Genomic DNA, 17,017 nt, shown 5'->3' with positions numbered 1-17,017 from the left:
CCGGCCGGGTCATTCCCGGCCGGCGGCGTCCCCCCGGCCGGGTCAGAGCTCGGCGCGCAGCAGCTCCGCAGCCCGGGCGAGGGAGCGCATCTTGCCTGCGGCCGACTCGCGCGGCAGGTACTTCAGCCCGCAGTCGCTGGACAGCACGAGCGTGTCGACGTCCACGTGGTCCAGGGCACGCCGCACCCGGTCCGCGACCGTCTCCGGGGTCTCCACCTCGGGAGTGGACAGGTCCAGCACGCCGAGCGCGACGCCCTTGCCGCGCAGCGGGCGCAGGGTCGCCGGGTCCAGGTGCGACTGCGCCGTCTCGATCGAGATCGCCGCGGCCGGCACGTCGGCCAGCTGCGGCAGCACCGAGTAGCCCTCGGGCCGGTCGGCGACCATCGCCGCGTAACCGAAGCAGACGTGCACGTGCACCGGCCCGGGGGCGTCGGCCAGCGCGGCGGTGAGCACCTCGACGCCGTAGCGACGGGCGACCTCGGGGCGGGCCTGCAGCCACGGCTCGTCCAGCTGCACGATGTCGGCGCCGGCGGCGAACAGGTCGGCGATCTCCGCGCGCACGACCTCGGCGTAGGCCAGCGCCAGGGCGCGGTCGTCGCCGTAGTGGTCGTCCTGCGCCTGCTGCGCCATGGTGAACGGACCGGGCACGGTGATCTTCACGGCCCGGTCGGTCTGGGCGCGCAGGAACCGGACGTCGTCCACCTGCACCGGGCCCGGACGGCGGATCTCACCCACCACCCGCGGGGCCGGGATGTCGATGCCCGAGCGGTTCCGCACCGACCCGGGATGGTCCAGGTCCAGCCCCTCGAGCGCGGTCGCGAAGTGGTTGGAGTAGGACTCGCGCCGGATCTCGCCGTCGCCGACGATGTCCAGCCCGGCCTGCTCCTGCGCCCGGATGGTGGCCAGCGTGGCGTCGTCCTGGGCCTCCTGCAGGAACTCCGGCGGCACGCGCCACAGCTCCTTGGCCCGGACCCGTGGCGGGAACTGGTGCCCGAGCCGGTCACGGTCGATGAGCCAGTCGGGCTGGGGGAGGCTGCCGACGACGGTCGTGGGCAGCGGCGGGAGCGGGGCTGGCATCTGTTCCTCCTGAGGACGCGAACGGCCCCGATCCTCCACGCCGGGTGCGACGAGGTCGGTCACCGGGACCCGGCGACGACCTCGGCCCGTCGTTTCGACCGCCGGGCATCGGGCACCCGGGGAACGTGACCGGACGGGACGTGCCCCGATGAGCGTGCGGAGTCGGCTGGAACGCGTCCTGGGGGCGGTCGAGCGCTGGCAGGTGCTGGACGGCCCGGGCTACCAGGTCGAACACGGCGTCGCGCTGACGTACCTGCTCACCGGCCGGTACGCCCGGCCGCTCCAGGACCTGCTGCACGGCGTCTGGCTCGGCCACCCGCTGCACCCGGCGCTGGTCACCGTGCCGGTCGGCGCCTGGACGGCGGCGTCGGTGCTCGACGCCCTCGACGCCACCGGCCGCGGGGGACCGGGAGCCGGGCCGGCGGCCCGCACCGTGGTCGGCGTCGGCGTGGCCGGTGCGGTGGCCTCCGCGGCGACCGGGTTCACCGACTGGCAGCACGCCCACGACGGCGCCCGGCGGGTCGGCCTGGTGCACGCCGGTCTGAACAGCACCGCGCTCGGGCTGTACGTGTGGTCCTTCGCCGACCGGGGACGGGGCCGCGCGGTGCGGGCCCGGCTCACCGCGGCCGCCGGCCTCACGCTCACGGTGGCGAGCAGCTGGCTGGGCGGCGCGCTGTCCTACCGCCACGGGCTCGGCACCGACCACGCCGAGCGCAGCCCCGAGCCGCGCCGGTTCACCCCCGTGCTCGCGGAGGCCGACCTCGTCGACGGCACACCGGTCGGGGCCGACGTGGACGGCGTGCCGGTGGTGCTGGTCGCCCGGGGTGGCGAGGTCCACGCCATGGGCGGCACCTGCCCGCACCAGGGTGCCCCGCTCGGGGAGGGCTGGCTGCACCGCGGTGAACTGGTCTGCCCGTGGCACGGGTCCCGCTTCGACCTGTCCACGGGCGAGCCGACGCAGGGCCCGTCGACCGCGCCGCTGCCGTGTTTCGAGACCCGGCTGCGTGGAGGCCAGGTCGAGGTGCGGCGCCGGGCGCACTGGCGGGGGCCCACTGCGACGACGACCGTCGAGGAGGCGTCCCGATGAAGGCCGACGAGGTGCTGATCGCCCACCACGACGTGCTGCGAGGGCTGCTGCGGCAGCTGGCGGAGACGACCGGTGACCAGACCGCGGAACGCCGGCGGCTGCGCGATGACCTGCTGCGCGAGCTGGAGGTGCACACCCAGATCGAGGACGAGCTGTTCTACCCCGCCGTCCGGGACGTCTCGCCGCTGCTCTCGGTGGCCCACGCCGAGCACCGCCAGATCGACGACCAGCTCGCCACCGTCATGCGCACGTCCCTGGACGACCCGGAGTTCGTCACCGAGGTGCGCATGCTCGAGTCGACGCTGCGCCACCACACCTTCGAGGAGGAGCAGCGGATGTTCCCCCAGGCGCACGCCCTCGGCGAGGAGCGGATGGAGGAGCTCGGTCGCCAGCTGCAGGAACGGCAAGACGAGCTCGGCCGCTCGGGCGCGATGCGGCTGATCGTGCGACTCAAGCGGATGACGCTGAAGCTCGTCTGACCCGCCCGGGGTACAGCAGGCTGTACTCCTGGGCCGGTTCGCTGTCCCCGCCCGGTGCCGGGCCCTAGCGTCAGCAGCCGTGGGGACGACGAGCAGGCAGCGCGCGGGCGCCCGGCGAGGCCCGGTGGTGCGCGCCGCCGGCCGGAGCCTCCCGGCCCTGGAGCAGCTGCCGGGTGCGCTGGGCACCGCGTTGCTGGCCTTGGGCGTGCTGCTGTTCCTGCTGGTCGCCGTGGTCACCAGCGTGGTCGGGGTCGGGCTGCTCGCGCTGCCCGCCGGGCTGCGCGGCGCACACGCCGTCGCCGAGCGGGAACGGGCCCGGCTCGGCCGCTGGGGCCCGGAGGTCGTGGGCCCGCCGCCACCGCCGCAGCAGCTCCGCGACGCTGCCGCCGACCCGGCAACCCGGCGCGAGCTCCGCTGGCTCGTCGGCCACGCGACGGCCGGTCTGCTGCTGTCGGCGGTCGGTCTCCTGCTGCCGATCTACGCCGTCCGCGAGCTCACCTTCCCGCTGTGGTGGCAGCTCCTCCCCGACGACGAGGCCACCGATGCGCTCACCTTCTGGGTCGTGGAGGACTGGGCCGGCGTCGCCCCGGTGGTGGCGATCGGCGTCGGCTGGGCGCTGCTCACCGTCGTCCTCACCCCGCCGGTCGCCGAGTTGCTCGCCCGCCGCGGACGCCGGCTGCTCGCCGCGGACGCCGGTGCCGACCTCTCCTTGCGGGTCGCGCAGCTGACCGCCACCCGCGCCGCCGCCCTGGACGCGCACGCCACCGAGCTGCGCCGGATCGAGCGCTCGCTGCACGACGGCACGCAGAACCGGCTGGTCGGTGTCACCGTGCTGCTCGGTGCCGCGCGGCGGGCCGTGCTCCGGGACCCGGCGGCCGCCGAGGAGATCCTCGAGCGGGCGCAGGACGCCGCCGAGCAGGCGCTGGCCGAGCTGCGGTCGGTGGCCCGCGGCATCCTGCCGCCGGTGCTGGAGGACCGCGGTCTGGCCGGCGCGCTCACCGGGCTGGCCGCGACGTCCGCCGTGCCGTGCCAGGTGGACGTCGACGTGCCGGCCCGCTGCGCCGCCTCCGTCGAGGCGACCGCCTACTTCGCCGTCGCCGAGGCGCTGACCAACGTGTCGCGGCACAGCGGGGCCGGCCGGGCGGCCGTCGAGGTGCGGCTGCGCGAGCAGCGGCTGTGCGTCCGCGTCACCGACGACGGCGCCGGTGGCGCCGTCGAGGGGGCCGGCTCCGGGCTGGTCGGCATCCGCCGCCGCGTCGAGGCGCACGACGGCACCCTCACCCTGACCAGCCCGCCCGGCGGGCCGACCACCCTCACCGTGGAGCTGCCGTGCGGATCGTGATCGCCGAGGACGACGCGCTGCTGCGCGAGGGCCTGGCCCTGCTGCTGCGTGCCGAGTCGCTGGACGTGGTGGCGACCGCGGGGGGCCCGGCGGAGTTCCTCACCGCGCTGGACGAGCACCGGCCCGACGTCGCGATCGTCGACGTCCGGATGCCCCCGACGCACACCGACGAGGGGATCGTGGCCGCCGTCGAGGCGCGCCGCCGCCGGCCGGACCTCGCCGTCCTGGTGCTCTCGGCGCACGTGGAGCAGGCCTTCGCCACCGACCTGCTCGCGGGTGGCGCCGCCCGGCTGGGCTACCTGCTCAAGGAGCGGGTCGGTCGGGTGGAGGAGTTCCTCGGCGCCCTGCACCGGGTCGCTGCCGGCGGCACCGCGATCGACCCCGAGGTGGTCGCCCAGCTGTTCGCCCGCACCCGCACCGACACCCGGCTGGAGCGGCTCAGCCCGCGCGAGCGGGAGGTGCTGGCGCTGATGGCCGAGGGGTTGGGCAACACCGCGATCGGGGAGCGGCTGGTGGTCACCGACGGTGCGGTGCACAAGCACATCCGCAGCATCTTCGCCAAGCTCGACCTGCCCCCCGACGACCGCGCCGACCGCCGGGTGACCGCGGTGCTCCGCTACCTGGAGGACGTCCGCCGCCGCGCTTAGCTCGTGTCCTCACGTGCGAGCTGGGCGCGGCCCAGAAGCGGGCGTTTCCGGTCGATCTCTGGCTGGACGTCGGTGAGCGGCGATGAACTGAGAACGAATGCAGCTAGCCCGAGATGCGATGCCCCGTCACGGTCGACTTGGGGAGCCGGCCTGCGCGGGAGTGGCCATGGAGCTCGTCCCCAGCGACGACGACGTCGAACACGAGCTTCAGCCGCAGTGGCTTCGTGATGGTCTGCGCCCAGGTCACCTGCTCACCGTCCTGGTGGGCTGCTGTCCGGACGTCGTGCAGTGGGACCGTCTCTCCCCTTCCGGTGGCCTGGCCGGTGAAGCCGTCGTCGTGCTGGGTGAAGGTCATCTCTGCCTCGATGCTGCCGATGGGGGTCTGCATGCGCAGGGCCCAGCGGCCGGGGAGGTGGCTGGTGGTCGGCACGGGAGTCCTCAGGTCAGGCGGGGAGCGGGACGTGACCGACGGGGCGCCAGACGGTGCCGCGTCGCTCGTACTGGAAGAGCTGCTCGACGGCGTGGGCGACCTGGGGGCCGAACTGTCGGTCCAGCAGGTGCAACCCGAGGTCCAGACCGGAGGTGACCCCGCCAGCGCTGACCAGGTCGCCGTCGTCGACGACCCGCGCGTCGACCACGTGCACGCCGGTGGCCTCGAGGACGTCGTTGCCCATGTGGTGAGTGACGGCGTGGCGGCCGTCCAGGAGCCCTGCCATGGCCAGGGCGAGGGAACCACCGCAGACGGTGGCCACCACGGTGTCGGGTGCGGCGAAGGCCTGCTCGATCTTGCCCGGCAGCGAGGTCTCCCCGACGCGGGCCAGCAGGACTGGGATGGTGTCCACCACGTCGGGATCGGCGGCCACCGGGCCCGAGGCGCCCGGGACGATCACGTAGCCGGGCTCCGTGGGGGCGAGCACGTGGGTGGCCTCCAGTCGCAGGCCACCCGTGCCGCTGGTGACCGGGCCGGTGGCGTCGATGCCGACCAGTCGCACCTCGAGCCGGCCGCCAACTGAGTCCGAGCCTGCACTGAGCACCTCGAAGGGTGCGATGACGTCCAGCGGGTCGAACCCGTCGAACAGCACGATCTGGGCCAGCACCAAAGCTCCTCTCGCAGGGCGTGTGGAGAGCCTAGGAAGCGGCTGGGCACGTGCGTGAGTGGCCGGTTCGCCAACCTCCGCAACGATCTCGCCACGCTCGGCGCTACCGTGAGTGGCGTGCACACCGTGGCGGTCCTGGCCTTGGACGGCGTGATCACGTTCGATCTCGGTACGCCGGTGGAGGTGTTCGGCCGCACCACCGTCGCGGGTGAGCCCGCCTACGAGGTGGTCGTCGCCGGTCCACGGCGCACCGTCGACGCCGGGCCGGTCTCGCTGGCGGTGCCGCACGGCCTCGACCGCATCGTCAACGCGGACACGGTGATCGTCCCGGGCCGGTCGGACCTCACTCTGCCGCCGGACCCCCGGGCGGTGCGTGCCCTCCAGGAAGCGGCCGGCCGCGGTGCGCGCATCGCGTCCATCTGCGTGGGCGCCCTGGACCTGGCGGCCACCGGGCTGCTGGACGGACTGCGGGCCACGACCCACTGGCGGGCCGCCGGTGTCCTCGCCGACCGTCATCCAGCCGTCGACGTCGACGCGGGCGCCCTGTTCGTCGACAACGGCCAGGTGCTCACCTCCGCCGGTGCGGCGGCCGGCCTGGACCTCTGCCTGCACATCATCGCCCGCGACCACGGAGGAGCGGTCGCTGCCGAAGCCGCCCGCACCGCCGTCGTGCCGCTGACGAGGGACGCCGGCCAAGCGCAGTTCATCCGGGACGACGAGCTGGGCAGCGGCGGGCTGGCGGCAACGCTCCAGTGGATCGAGGAGCACGCTGCCGAGCCCTTGACCGTCGCCGACATCGCCGCGGTGTCCGCCGTCAGCGCCCGCACCCTCAACCGCCGGTTCGCCGAGGAGGTGGGGACCACCCCCAGCGCCTGGCTGACCCGGTCCCGGGTCCGCCGGGCGCAGCGGCTGCTGGAGACCACGGACTGGTCGGTCGACCGCGTCGCCATGGCCAGCGGCCTGGGGTCGGCCACCAATCTGCGGACCCGGTTCTCCGCCGTCGTGGGTACCAGCCCCACGCGCTACCGGACTGCCCTGGGCGCCGCCCCGCGCTGACCTAGGTTCTCTCACCACCGCTGGATCCGCTCGGTTCGAGGACTCTCCGATGGCGTCCTTCACCCTCATCGTCACCGGCCTTCGCGGGTCCGAGAACGGTTTGGGTATCGGCCAGTCCGTCAACGGGCGTTGATGAGCCTCAGAATCACTCGGCGGCCGCTCCAGGCCGCACCAACGTGCGGCCCCCGGACCCCTGGCCGCTCAGACTGACCGTATGGCGACTCTTGAGCACCGCAGCGAGGAGTTCATGCGGGCTCCATTGGCCGCAGCGTTCTTCGTGCTGGCCGCCCGCAACGACTTGAACGCCGACCAGCTGGCCGACCCCGCCACGAGCTGCACCCTGGCCAGCGCCGCCTTGCGCGAGCTGAACCCCTGGAGCGGTGGTCGCCGCCCGGCCGCCGTCCGCGCCGACGTCCTCGAGGCCGCGCGACCGCTGCGCTCCCGGGTCGCCGCGGTGCTGGCCGATGAGCGCAACGCCTGGTGGGACGCCCCGCTGCGGCGCGATGACCAACTGCTGCTGGTCGGCCGCGAGGACCGCCAACCGGACCCGGCCGAGGTGCCCGCGCCCACCGGGGCGATCAGCTCGTGGGAGATCTACGCCCAGAAGCCGCTGCACGGGTTGGTCACGTCCACCGAGCTGGCAGTGCCGGCAGACGAGCCGATCCGGTCCAGCGCCCACGCCGAGCTGGCTTGCGGGTCCAGCGATTGGAACGCCGCCTACCCCGTGGACCAGCAGCGTCTGCGGGTAGCCGAGCACGCGCGCATCGCCGAGGTCCACTCCGCCGCCGACTGGCATGCCCTGAGCACCCGCTACGGCGATCCAGCCACCCACCACGGCTCGGACACCAACTTGCGCGAGGTGGCCGAGATCGACAACGGCCTGGCCCCGACGTGGAGCGCTCTTGCCGTCGACTACGACGGGGTGCATCTGAGCTTCGCCGGCCTGCTCAGCGCCCTGTACGTCCCGGTCAGCAGCCCACAGATCGGGACCACGACGCTGTGGGCGTGGGATTGGGAGTGCACCCACTGGATCCGCTCGGTCTTCACCGCCACCACCGCCCTGACCCAGCTGCCGGAGCCACCGCGGGCCGCGGACCACTGGCAGCCACTGGCCTGACGGCCCCGTGACGGATTGAGCCAGCTGGCGGCCGGGCTACCGTCGGGGACTGATGACGACCGATGCGAGTGGGCCGGCTGATGCCGCGGGTCTGCCCAGGACTGAGTTCGGTTTTCCCGGCCGATTGCGCGACCGGCTGGTCGCCGCGAGCCTCGATGGCAGCAAGACCAGCACCACGGCGTTGGCGCTCGGTTACGAGGTGGAGGAGGAGCCACTGCCGCAGGTCGGCGATCGCTCCGTGTTGGTCGACTCCGACGACCATCCCGTTGCGGTGCTGGAGGTGGTGCACGTGCGCGTCGTACCGCTGGGGAAGGTCGACCTGTCTCACGCGCTCGATGAAGGCGAAGGGCACCAGACGGTCGCCCAGTGGCGCGCTGGACACGAGAGCTTTTGGCACAGCCCGCAGATGCGGGCTGTGCTCGGTGACCCAGACTTCACTGTGGATGACGCGACTCGCGTTGTTCTGGAACGCTTCCGCGTCGTGGCCCACCTGCCCGACTGAGCCGCTTTCCCCTTCAGTAGGGATTCGGCGTCCCCGCTGGTCGTTTCGGCCCACGGGACGGTCGTGTCTGCCGGAGGCGGGCGTCATGGGCGGTCGCTGAGCGATCGGCTTGCAGAGTTGGCTCGTCGGACTGCCATGACCAGGAGCGTCAGGACGGCGACGTAGCCGGCCAAGGAGACGATCAGCGGTCCTGCACCCTCGTTGTCTGTTGCGAGGAGCAGTGCAGAGAGGCAGATGCCGAGGCGCTCTGCACCGGGTGGCCGTCGGCGGCACCGCGATCGACCCGGAGGTGGTCGCCCAGCTGTTCGCCCGCACCCGCACCGACACCCGGCTGGAGCGGCTCAGCCCGCGCGAGCGGGAGGTGCTCGCGCTGATGGCCGAAGGGCTGGGCAACACCGCGATCGGGGAACGGCTGGTGGTCACCGACGGTGCGGTGCACAAGCACATCCGCAGCATCTTCGCCAAGCTCGACCTGCCCCCCGACGACCGCGCCGACCGCCGGGTGACCGCGGTGCTCCGCTACCTGGAGGACGTCCGCCGCCGCGCGTAGCGCGTGTCCTTTGAGCGCGCGTCCAGGCGGGGGACGGCCGCCTAGTCGTGCCCGCAAGAACGCGGAGGCATGCCGCGCGTGGCTGTGGTGCAGCTGTCAGGCGGCGTCGGTGCGGGCGTCGTCGAGGTAGGTCCGGACGGCGGTCGCGGGGACGCGGAAGGAGCGGCCGACGCGGACGGCGGCCATCTCGCCGCCGTGCACGAGGCGGTAAACGGTCATCTTCGACACCCGCATCATCGCGGCGACCTCGGCCACGGTCAGGAAGGTGACGGCGGCGCGCGGAGCGGGCTGCCCGGTCATCGGGCGCGGGGCCATCGGCTGGGTCTGCGTGGGGTGCGCGGCCAGCGGGCGCGGGGCGGCGCCGGGCTGCCGGGCGCCTGGGGGCTGGGTGCGGAACTGCTGGCCGTAGCCAGCCTGGCGGGGGAGGGGCGCGGCGGACGAGCGGACGGGGGAGGTGGCAGCGGGGGAGCGCTGGGCCAGGGTCACGGGAGTTCCTCTCGAAGGCGGTTCACGGGATCGCTGCCGTTTCGCGCTCGGCGACGGTGTGCGTCCTTGCTGCTACCGAACGTAGTGGGCCAGCTCCGAATGTCACGGGGTGATAACGGACGAGACGAACTGGTCCGCTTCGTCAGTTGTTGCCCGTGCGCCACCCGGGGCAGATGCGATGCGTGGGATGGACCTTGGCCCGAGCGAGGGGTTCAGAGGCGCAGTGCTGTCTGGACGAGGTCGGCGACAGGCCGGGATCGGCTGTGCGGTGGCCAGGCGATCACCGTGGTGACCTCCGGCGGAACGAAGACCCCCGCTGAAGGTGCAGCAGCGTGAGCAGACAGCCGGGCGGTTGCGTGTGCTGCCGAGGCCACCAGGAGCCGGCGCGCCAGTTCCCGAGTGCGGCGTCAGGTCCTGGCGGCGATCCGGGCGCGGCCCCGGCCGTCGTACAGGAAGGCGGCCAGTCGGTGGGCCTCCTGGGTGACCTCGGTGCGCTGGGCCCGGGTGAGGCCGTGCAGCGGGGTGACGGTGACCGTCCCGCCTGCCTCCGTGCTGTCCGGTGCGTGGGTCCAGGTGGCCGCGACCCTGCCGTCGACGAGGACCATGCGGGCGCCGGTGACGGACAGGCGTCGGTGCTCGTCGTCGACGATGCGGCTGCGGTCGTGGAAGCCCAGGACGACGTTGTCGAAGGCGGGCAGGAACCGCACCGGGGCGGGGGTGTCCGGGTCGGGGCGGGGCGCGTCGGGGAGGTCGAGGAGCTCACGACCGCGGGCATCGCGGAACGAGACGAGTTCGTCGCGGATCGCCGTCACCGCTGCGGGGAGGCCGGTCAGGCCACACCAGGCGCGCAGGTCGGCGGACGCGGCCGGTCCGAAGGCGGTGAGGTACCGGCGGACGAGGTCCTGGTCGGCGTGGCCGGCGGTGTCTGCCTCGGATGGCACGTGAGTCGGGCCCAGCCAGGTCGAGAGCAGCTGGTACCGGGCGCCTGCGGTGCTCCGCCAGGTCCCGCGCGGGGGGAGTTGCACGGTCGCCAGGAGAGCTGCGACGGCCACTTCGCCGAGGACCCTGGGACCCGGCTCGGGCCATCTCGCCGCCAGCGCACGACCGACCTCTCCCAGCGATCGGCTCCGGCCATCGGCCAGGAGCTCGTGCGCGGCGCGTGTGAGCTCGTCGAGGTCGGTACCGGCGAGTTCGCGGGTGTGGGTCCCGACGGTCCGCTGGCGCAGCAGGTCCTGGTGGCGGGGCCGCCAGTTCCACGCGTCGTCGGCGGTGACCAGGTGCACCGTGCGCCGCATGAGGTGCAGCCGGACGAGCCGGCGTTCCTCCAGCCCTCCGGTGAGGTCGGCAGGGTCGACGTCGATCAGCCGTGACCAGAGTCCGACGAAGGGCTCTTGCGGTTCCTGGGCCTGCAGACCGCACAGGTGGGTGACTGCCTCCAGGGCCGGGGTGTCGGTGCGGGTGAGCAGGAACTGGCGGGCCAGCGTCGCGCGGTTGAGCGCCCGCGCGTCGAGCAGCGTGCTCACCGCGGGGCCCGCCGTCCGCGGGTGGAGGTGCGGCCCAGCGGTCGGGTGTCCACGAGGTGCTCTCTCTCGTTGGTCGGGGCGGTCGACGGGGGCGGTCGACGGGGGCGGGAGGGCGTTGGCCTCCCGCCCCCGGGGCTGGGTCAGCCGTTGTAGGGCGGCAGGACGTCGAGGACCCAGGTCACGCCGAAGCGGTCGGTGACCATCCCGTAGAGCGGGGCGTAGCCGGCCGGGGCGAGCTCCGCGCGGACCGTGCCGCCGACGACGAGTGCCTGCCAGTACCGGGTGATCTCCTCGGTGTCGGTGCCGCGCACCGAGACGTAGACGGCGTCGGTCCCGGCGTCGTACGCCCGCGCCGGGGGGACGTCGAAGGCCATGACCGCGAAGCCGTTGGGGGCCTGGACGCCGCCCCACTTGATCTGCTCGGCCACCGCGCCGTCGGCGGTGTCCCGCTCGTCCCCGCCCTGGGCGAAGGTGAAGGCCATGACCTCCCCACCGAACACCGACGCGTAGAAGTCCAGCGCCTCGCGGGCCTGGCTGCGGAAGTTCAGGTGCGTGGTGGTGGTGACGCTCATGTCGTGCTCCTCGTTGTCCCGCCACCCCCTTGGTGGCGCTGCGAAGAGCTTCGCAAGGGTAGAGGACAGGTGATGTCCTCTACTGTCGCATCATGGACGGCGTGCACGATAAGAACGGGACGTCCTCCCGGTTGCTGACCCTGCTGTCGCTGCTGCAGGCCCGCCGCGACTGGCCGGGCGCCACCCTGGCCGAGCGGCTCGACGTCACCCCCCGCACCGTGCGCCGCGACATCGACCGGCTCCGCGAGCTCGGGTACCCCGTCCAGGCGTTCAAGGGCCCCGACGGCGGTTACCGCCTCGACGCCGGCGCCGACCTGCCGCCGCTGCTCTTCGACGACGACCAGGCCGTCGCCCTCGCCGTGGCCCTGCAACTGGCCGCGGCCAGCGGCGCGGGCATCGGCGAGGCCGCCGCCCGCGCGTTGACCACCGTCCGGCAGGTGATGCCCGCACGGCTGCGACACCGCATCGACGCCGTCCAGGTCACCCCGGTTGCTCCCGGCACGGCCGCGCAGGTCGACCCGGACGTGCTGGTCGCGCTGACCGCTGCCATCCGGGCTCATGAGGTCCTGCGCTTCGACTACGTCCCCGCCGGTGGCTCCACCACTCCAGGCACCGCCGCAACGCCGGAGGACGCCGCGCCGGCCCAGCGCGCCGACGAGTTCGTCCCACCTCGGCGCGTTGAACCGCACCACCTGGTCACCCGGAACGGCCGCTGGTACCTCGTCGCCTTCGACCTCGACCGGGCCGACTGGCGGACCTTCCGCTGCGACCGGTTGACTCCCCGCACACCGACCGGCCTGCGTTTCAGCCCCCGCGAGCTGCCCGGCGGTGACCTCGCCACCTTCGTGAACGGTGTCTTCAAGGGCACCACCAGCGGCGCCGACACCTGGCCGTGCACCGGCACCGTGGAACTCGGTCTACCAGCCGGCCGCGTCGCCCCGTTCGCCTACGACGGCGTCGTCGAGGCCCTCGCCTCCGACCGCTGCCGACTCACCCTCGGCGCCTGGTCCTGGGTGGGCATCGCCGCCGCCGTCGCCCGCTACGACACCGACGTCCTCGCCGTCAGCCCACCGGCGCTGGCCGAGGCCTTCCACACACTGTCCGGCCGGTTCGCCGCAGCCGCCCTGGCCGGCACCCGACCCTGACCTGTGCGCACCGGGGCACGGCTCAGGCGATGACTCGCAGCAGGGCCTGCCCGGCGGCACCCAGCGGGAAGACCAGCAGCAGCCAGACCATGGCGGTGCCGATGCCCCGACCAGGCGCACGAGCCGCTCGTGCCGCCGGCGCAGCGGCTCCCAGGGTCACCACGAGCAGAGCCCCGAGGGTGCAGAAGACGACGGCGTCACCGGCGTACCCGAGGTAGACCCCGTAGCCGATGGCGCCTTCGGAGAGGAACACCCCGCCCAGGAGCGCCGCGCTCAGCCCCGCCCAGCGCAGCGACGGCACCCGACGCCAGTACCACCCCGCGGCGCCGAACAGTGGACCGCCGACCACGCCGGTGGCCACCCACAACACGACCATGGTCGGGTTGACGCCGAAGTCACGCACCATGGAGACGAGGTAGTAACCGCCGACCTCGCCGAAGCAGACGAGGACCCCGGCGACGGCGGCAACCCACGACCGCCTGGTCAGCGCACCGATGGCGAAAGCGGGAGCGACCCAGGGACTGACTGCGTTGGCGAGCCCGGAGAAGGGCGAGGGCAGGACCGTCTGCAGGCCGGACGTCGCCGCTCCCCAGGCCAGGCCGATCAGCACGGCCAGGCCGAGCGCCACCGGGGCGCCCAGCCCAGGTCGCCGTTCCTCAGGGGGTGCGACGCCGCCATCCCGGTCATGGGCCAGGTCGAGAGGACGGTCAGGGGTGGCCTGCGGAGCCTCGGACGGCGCGGCGGCAGCGGGAACGGGGTTGCTCACCGTCGAACCGTGGCACACAGCAGGTCACCGCGGATCGACCCACGGGAGGACTTCGGCGAACCCACCCCCTCCCCAGGTCGGACGGCCTGTCGTCCGGCCGTTCTCCGCCGACCTCACCGGGCAGGACACACCTAGGCGTCCCGGCGGCGCAGCACCCACCAGGCGCCGAGCACCGCCGCCGCGGCCCACAGGGCCAGCACGGCCAGCCCGGTGACCGGTCCGAAGGCGTCGATCGGGCGGGCGTGCAGCCGGATGGCGACCTGGCCGGCCCGGTCGGGGAGGTAGACCGCGAGGCGCTGCAGCACCGGCACCAGTTCGAGCAGCGGCGAGACCAGGAAGAAGAACGGGACCAGCAGCCCGAGGGCGATGGTCTGGTCGCGCATCATCATCGCCACGCCCATGCAGACCACGGCCAGCAGCGTCGGGTACAGCGCTGCCGCCACGGTCGGCCGGGCGAGCTCGGACAGGGCGACCCCCGCCGGCCCGAGCAGGGCCTGGGTGACCACCACGCTGACAGCGCGGTGACCGTGGCGGTGGCGAGCACCAGGGCGCCGCCCACCGCCACCTTGCTCGCCACGAACACGCCGCGCCGTGGGACGGCGACCAGCGCGTCGTGCACCGTCTGCCGGCCGTACTCCCCGGCGGTGAGCAGCACCGCCACCACGATGACGGCCACGTGCCCGAAGTTCAGGCCGTAGAAGGCGAGCAGACCGGCGTCGTACCCGGGCTCGGCGGCCTGGAGGTCGCCGACCGTGCCCACCACGGCGGCGCTGATGCCGGCGGCGGCCACGGCGAAGCCCGCCAGGCACAGCCAGGTCGACCACAGCGAGGTCGCCTTGACCCACTCGGCGTGCAGGGCGGGGATCACCGGTCGGCTCCGGTGGTAAGGGCCAGGAAGGCGTCCTCCAGCGACCGGTGACGGGTCCCCGGCGGGGAGTGCTCGGCGAGGAAGTCGGGCAGCGGGGTGTCGGCGAGCAACCGGCCGCGGCTGATCACGAGCAGGTGGTCGGCGGTCTGCTCGACCTCGCTCATCAGGTGGCTGGAGACGAGCACCGTGCGGCCCTCGGTGGCGAGCCGCCGCAGCGAGGTGCGCAGCCACCGGATGCCCTCGGCGTCCAGCCCGTTGACCGGTTCGTCCAGCAGCAGCACCGATGGGTCCCCGAGCAGGGCCGCGGCCAGGCCCAGCCGCTGTCGCATGCCCAGGGAGAACCCGCGCACCCGCCGGTCGGCGACGGCGGTCAGGTCGACCATCTCGAGGACCTCGTCGACCCGGTGTCCGGGGACGCGGTTGCTCGCGGCGAGCCAGCGCAGGTGTGCCCGGGCCGTCCGGCCGGGGTGGGGTGCGCTGCTGTCCAGCAGTGAGCCCACGGTCCGCAGCGGGTCGCGCAGCTCGGCGTAGCGCTGACCGTCGATGCGGGCCGTGCCGGCGGTCGGCCGGTCCAGCCCGAGCAGCATCCGCAGGGTGGTCGACTTCCCGGCCCCGTTGGACCCCAGGAACGCGGTGACCACGCCCGGGGCCAGGTCGAAGGTCAGCCCGGCCACCGCGGTCACCGGGCCGTACCGCTTCGTCAGTCCACGTACCTCGATCACGTCCCGCTCCCGTCGTCCGGCATGCGTCCACGCTGGCCGACCGGGCGCTCCCGCACCTCCACCGCACGGTCCGTCCGGCTCCCTCTCCGGCGGGAGGCCGTGGGCGGCCGGGAGACGGGATCATGGCCGCGTGCACAGCGTGCTGCGGCCGGCGACCAGCAGGACGACGTGGACGCGCGTCCTGCACCTGGCGATCGGGCTCTGGGTCGCGGCCGCCTGCGCGATGGTCTGGCCGGGCCTGGAGGACACCTCGCCCGCCACGCTGGCCGGGCTCGCGCTGGCCCCGCTGCCGCTGCTGGTGCTGCTGGCCGCCGTCCCGGTGGTGCGGCGCAGCGAGGGCGTCCAGGCGCGCGCCCTGGTGCTGCCCGGCGACGACGACGTCACGGTCGAGCCCTCGCGCAGCTGGTCGGACCGGGCCCGGCTGCTGGCCTGGCTGGTCGTGCGGGTCGAGCTCGGCGTGCTGGCCGGTCAGCTGACGGCGGTCACCGTGGCCGCCGGCTGGTCCCTGCTGGGTCTCCCGTCGGCACGGTGGCCCGCGGCGAGCGTCCCGGGCTGGGCCGGACTGCCGCTCGCGCTGCTGCTGGTGGCCGCGCTGGTGTACGCGCTGGCCGCCCTCGGCGCGCTGATCGCGGCGGCCGCCCGGCATCTGCTGCACCCCTCGGCGGCCGAGCGGCTGGCCGCGCAGCGGGCCCGCACCGAGCGGCTGCTGGAGCGCACCCGGCTGGCCGCCGAGCTGCACGACTCGATCGGGCACGCGCTGACGGTCACGCTGCTCCAGGCCGGCGCCGCGCGGGAGGTCGCCGGCCGGGACCCGGCCTTCGTCGACGGCGCACTCCGCGCCATCGAGGACTGCGCCCGGCAGGCCACCGACGACCTGGAACGGGTGCTCGGCCTGCTGCGCGACACCGCCCGCCCGCCGGTCGCGGCGCCCACGCTGGCCGACCTCGACCGGCTGGTGCGCTCGGCCGAGGCCGCCGGGGCGCAGGTCGACCTGCACGTCACCGGCGAGGTGGCCGACCTGCCGGGTCAGCTGTCGGAGGAGGGGTACCGGATCGTGCAGGAGGCGCTCACCAACGCGCTGCGGCACGCCGGCCCGGTGCCGGTCCGGCTGCAGGTCGAGGTGCACGGCGGAGGACTGGTCGTCGACGTCCGCAACCCGATCCCGGCGGCGCTGCCCGCGACGGCCGGCACCGGCAGCGGGGTGCCCGGCCTGCAGCACCGGGCCGCGGCGCTCGGCGGCACCGTGGAGGCCGGTCGGGTCGACGGCGGGTGGCGGGTCGCCGTCCGGCTGCCGGTGCCCGGATGACCGTTCGCGTGCTGCTGGTCGACGACGAGGAGCTGGTGCGCAGCGGGTTGCGCACCATCCTCGAGGCGCAGGCGGACATCGAGGTGGTCGGCGAGGTCGCGGACGGGGCGGTGGTCGTGCCGGCGGTGGCGCGGTCGTGCCCGGACGTCGTCGTCCTGGACATCCGGATGCCGCTGGTCGACGGCATCGAGGCGACCCGCACGCTGCGCCGCCGCCACCCCACCGCCCCGCGCGTCCTGGTGCTGACCACCTTCGCCGACGACGAGAACGTGTACGCCGCCCTGCACGCCGGCGCCGACGGGTTCCTCCCCAAGCGCGCGCGCCCGGCCGAGATCGTGGACGCCGTGCGGGTCGTCGCCCGGGGCGAGAGCCTGCTGTTCCCGGCCGCGATCCGCTCCCTCGCCGTGCGGCACGCGGGCGGGGGCACGGCCCGAGGTGCGGCGCGGGTGGCGTTGACCGATCGAGAGGCGGACGTGCTGCGGCTGATGGCGCACGGGCTGAGCAACGGTGAGATCGCCACCGAGCTGTTCCTCGGCCTGCAGACCGTCAAGACCCACGTCAGCAGCCTGCTGCGCAAGCTCGGCGCCCGGGACCGCACGCAGGCCGTGATCGCTGCCTACGAGTCCGGGCTGGTGCCGTTGCGCTGAGGGCCCGGCTGCGCGATGGCGCAGCCGG

The 17,017-nt window shown here is 74.2% G+C and carries 21 protein-coding genes; 11 read left to right on the top strand and 10 right to left on the bottom strand.

What is annotated here, in order from left to right; genetic code table 11:
• Positions 1-42: 42 nt before the first annotated feature.
• The gene (locus O2W53_RS19975) at positions 43-1,077 is read right to left on the bottom strand and encodes a 5-methyltetrahydropteroyltriglutamate--homocysteine methyltransferase (RefSeq protein ID WP_269164815.1); all 1,035 of its coding nucleotides are present in this window, start codon (positions 1,075-1,077) and stop codon (positions 43-45) included.
• Between the two features lie 148 nt (positions 1,078-1,225).
• Here O2W53_RS19975 and O2W53_RS19970 point away from each other — a divergent pair, with 148 nt between their 5' ends.
• The 4 genes from O2W53_RS19970 to O2W53_RS19955 all read left to right on the top strand — a co-directional run bounded on the left by O2W53_RS19970 (position 1,226) and on the right by O2W53_RS19955 (position 4,632).
• The gene (locus O2W53_RS19970; RefSeq protein ID WP_269164814.1) at positions 1,226-2,164 is read left to right on the top strand and encodes a Rieske 2Fe-2S domain-containing protein; all 939 of its coding nucleotides are present in this window, start codon (positions 1,226-1,228) and stop codon (positions 2,162-2,164) included.
• Positions 2,161-2,643 carry a hemerythrin domain-containing protein gene (locus O2W53_RS19965; RefSeq protein WP_269164813.1) on the top strand — a complete coding sequence of 161 codons (483 nt, stop codon included), beginning with the start codon at positions 2,161-2,163 and terminating at the stop codon, positions 2,641-2,643. Before O2W53_RS19970 ends, O2W53_RS19965 begins: the two co-directional genes overlap by 4 nt.
• Before the next feature lie 79 nt (positions 2,644-2,722).
• Positions 2,723-3,985 carry a sensor histidine kinase gene (locus O2W53_RS19960; RefSeq protein WP_269164812.1) on the top strand — a complete coding sequence of 421 codons (1,263 nt, stop codon included), beginning with the start codon at positions 2,723-2,725 and terminating at the stop codon, positions 3,983-3,985.
• Positions 3,973-4,632 carry a response regulator transcription factor gene (locus tag O2W53_RS19955; RefSeq protein WP_036333338.1) on the top strand — a complete coding sequence of 220 codons (660 nt, stop codon included), beginning with the start codon at positions 3,973-3,975 and terminating at the stop codon, positions 4,630-4,632. The genes O2W53_RS19960 and O2W53_RS19955 overlap by 13 nt, the downstream gene beginning before the upstream one ends.
• Positions 4,633-4,735: 103 nt before the next feature.
• Here O2W53_RS19955 and O2W53_RS19950 read toward each other — a convergent pair whose 3' ends face one another.
• Together O2W53_RS19950 and O2W53_RS19945 are read right to left on the bottom strand one after the other, a co-directional pair.
• Complete coding sequence (locus tag O2W53_RS19950) at positions 4,736-5,062, bottom strand: hypothetical protein (RefSeq protein WP_269164811.1); 327 nt, start codon at positions 5,060-5,062, stop codon at positions 4,736-4,738.
• A 13-nt stretch (positions 5,063-5,075) separates the two neighbouring features.
• Positions 5,076-5,729, bottom strand: coding sequence for a DJ-1/PfpI family protein (locus tag O2W53_RS19945; RefSeq protein ID WP_269164810.1), 654 nt, complete (start codon positions 5,727-5,729; stop codon positions 5,076-5,078).
• 117 nt (positions 5,730-5,846) lie between these two features.
• On the opposite strand from O2W53_RS19945, the gene O2W53_RS19940 reads away from it, so the two are divergent.
• The 4 genes from O2W53_RS19940 to O2W53_RS19925 all read left to right on the top strand — a co-directional run bounded on the left by O2W53_RS19940 (position 5,847) and on the right by O2W53_RS19925 (position 8,954).
• Entirely contained in the window at positions 5,847-6,785 is a 939-nt protein-coding gene (locus O2W53_RS19940; protein ID WP_269164809.1) for a GlxA family transcriptional regulator, read from the top strand.
• A 214-nt stretch (positions 6,786-6,999) separates the two neighbouring features.
• Positions 7,000-7,902: a hypothetical protein gene (locus O2W53_RS19935; protein WP_269164808.1), complete on the top strand. Its 903-nt coding sequence runs from the start codon at positions 7,000-7,002 to the stop codon at positions 7,900-7,902.
• A 52-nt stretch (positions 7,903-7,954) separates the two neighbouring features.
• Positions 7,955-8,404: an ASCH domain-containing protein gene (locus O2W53_RS19930; RefSeq protein WP_269164807.1), complete on the top strand. Its 450-nt coding sequence runs from the start codon at positions 7,955-7,957 to the stop codon at positions 8,402-8,404.
• A gap of 256 nt (positions 8,405-8,660) precedes the next feature.
• A complete protein-coding gene (locus tag O2W53_RS19925) occupies positions 8,661-8,954 on the top strand; it encodes a response regulator transcription factor (RefSeq protein ID WP_269164806.1) in 294 nt (97 codons plus the stop codon).
• Between the two features lie 96 nt (positions 8,955-9,050).
• Here the strand turns inward: O2W53_RS19925 and O2W53_RS23995 are convergent, their stop codons facing one another.
• The 3 genes from O2W53_RS23995 to O2W53_RS19910 all read right to left on the bottom strand — a co-directional run bounded on the left by O2W53_RS23995 (position 9,051) and on the right by O2W53_RS19910 (position 11,535).
• Positions 9,051-9,440 carry an excisionase family DNA-binding protein gene (locus O2W53_RS23995; RefSeq protein WP_442929293.1) on the bottom strand — a complete coding sequence of 130 codons (390 nt, stop codon included), beginning with the start codon at positions 9,438-9,440 and terminating at the stop codon, positions 9,051-9,053.
• A gap of 407 nt (positions 9,441-9,847) precedes the next feature.
• Complete coding sequence (locus O2W53_RS19915; protein WP_269164805.1) at positions 9,848-10,963, bottom strand: winged helix DNA-binding domain-containing protein; 1,116 nt, start codon at positions 10,961-10,963, stop codon at positions 9,848-9,850.
• Positions 10,964-11,103: 140 nt separating this feature from the next.
• Positions 11,104-11,535 (bottom strand): VOC family protein, encoded by a 432-nt coding sequence (locus tag O2W53_RS19910; protein ID WP_269164804.1) that lies wholly within the window; start codon positions 11,533-11,535, stop codon positions 11,104-11,106.
• Between the two features lie 101 nt (positions 11,536-11,636).
• Between O2W53_RS19910 and O2W53_RS19905 the strand changes: the two genes are divergently transcribed.
• Positions 11,637-12,680, top strand: a complete 1,044-nt coding sequence (locus tag O2W53_RS19905) for a helix-turn-helix transcriptional regulator (protein ID WP_269164803.1) — start codon at positions 11,637-11,639, stop codon at positions 12,678-12,680.
• Between the two features lie 22 nt (positions 12,681-12,702).
• Here O2W53_RS19905 and O2W53_RS19900 read toward each other — a convergent pair whose 3' ends face one another.
• The 4 genes from O2W53_RS19900 to O2W53_RS19885 all read right to left on the bottom strand — a co-directional run bounded on the left by O2W53_RS19900 (position 12,703) and on the right by O2W53_RS19885 (position 15,036).
• The gene (locus O2W53_RS19900) at positions 12,703-13,446 is read right to left on the bottom strand and encodes a DUF6518 family protein (RefSeq protein WP_269164802.1); all 744 of its coding nucleotides are present in this window, start codon (positions 13,444-13,446) and stop codon (positions 12,703-12,705) included.
• A gap of 131 nt (positions 13,447-13,577) precedes the next feature.
• The gene (locus O2W53_RS19895) at positions 13,578-13,856 is read right to left on the bottom strand and encodes a hypothetical protein (protein ID WP_269164801.1); all 279 of its coding nucleotides are present in this window, start codon (positions 13,854-13,856) and stop codon (positions 13,578-13,580) included.
• Positions 13,832-14,314: a hypothetical protein gene (locus O2W53_RS19890; protein ID WP_269164800.1), complete on the bottom strand. Its 483-nt coding sequence runs from the start codon at positions 14,312-14,314 to the stop codon at positions 13,832-13,834. The genes O2W53_RS19895 and O2W53_RS19890 overlap by 25 nt, the downstream gene beginning before the upstream one ends.
• Entirely contained in the window at positions 14,311-15,036 is a 726-nt protein-coding gene (locus O2W53_RS19885; protein ID WP_269164799.1) for an ABC transporter ATP-binding protein, read from the bottom strand. The genes O2W53_RS19890 and O2W53_RS19885 overlap by 4 nt, the downstream gene beginning before the upstream one ends.
• Before the next feature lie 130 nt (positions 15,037-15,166).
• On the opposite strand from O2W53_RS19885, the gene O2W53_RS19880 reads away from it, so the two are divergent.
• The gene (locus O2W53_RS19880) at positions 15,167-16,342 is read left to right on the top strand and encodes a sensor histidine kinase (protein ID WP_269164798.1); all 1,176 of its coding nucleotides are present in this window, start codon (positions 15,167-15,169) and stop codon (positions 16,340-16,342) included.
• Entirely contained in the window at positions 16,339-16,989 is a 651-nt protein-coding gene (locus O2W53_RS19875; RefSeq protein ID WP_269164797.1) for a response regulator transcription factor, read from the top strand. The genes O2W53_RS19880 and O2W53_RS19875 overlap by 4 nt, the downstream gene beginning before the upstream one ends.
• The last annotated feature ends 28 nt before the right edge of the window (positions 16,990-17,017 follow it).

It is taken from the genome of Modestobacter sp. VKM Ac-2978, from assembly GCF_026968025.1.
Taxonomy (GTDB): domain Bacteria; phylum Actinomycetota; class Actinomycetes; order Mycobacteriales; family Geodermatophilaceae; genus Modestobacter.
Note: the sequence above shows the minus strand (reverse complement) of the source record. Positions and strands in the feature narration are given on the sequence as shown.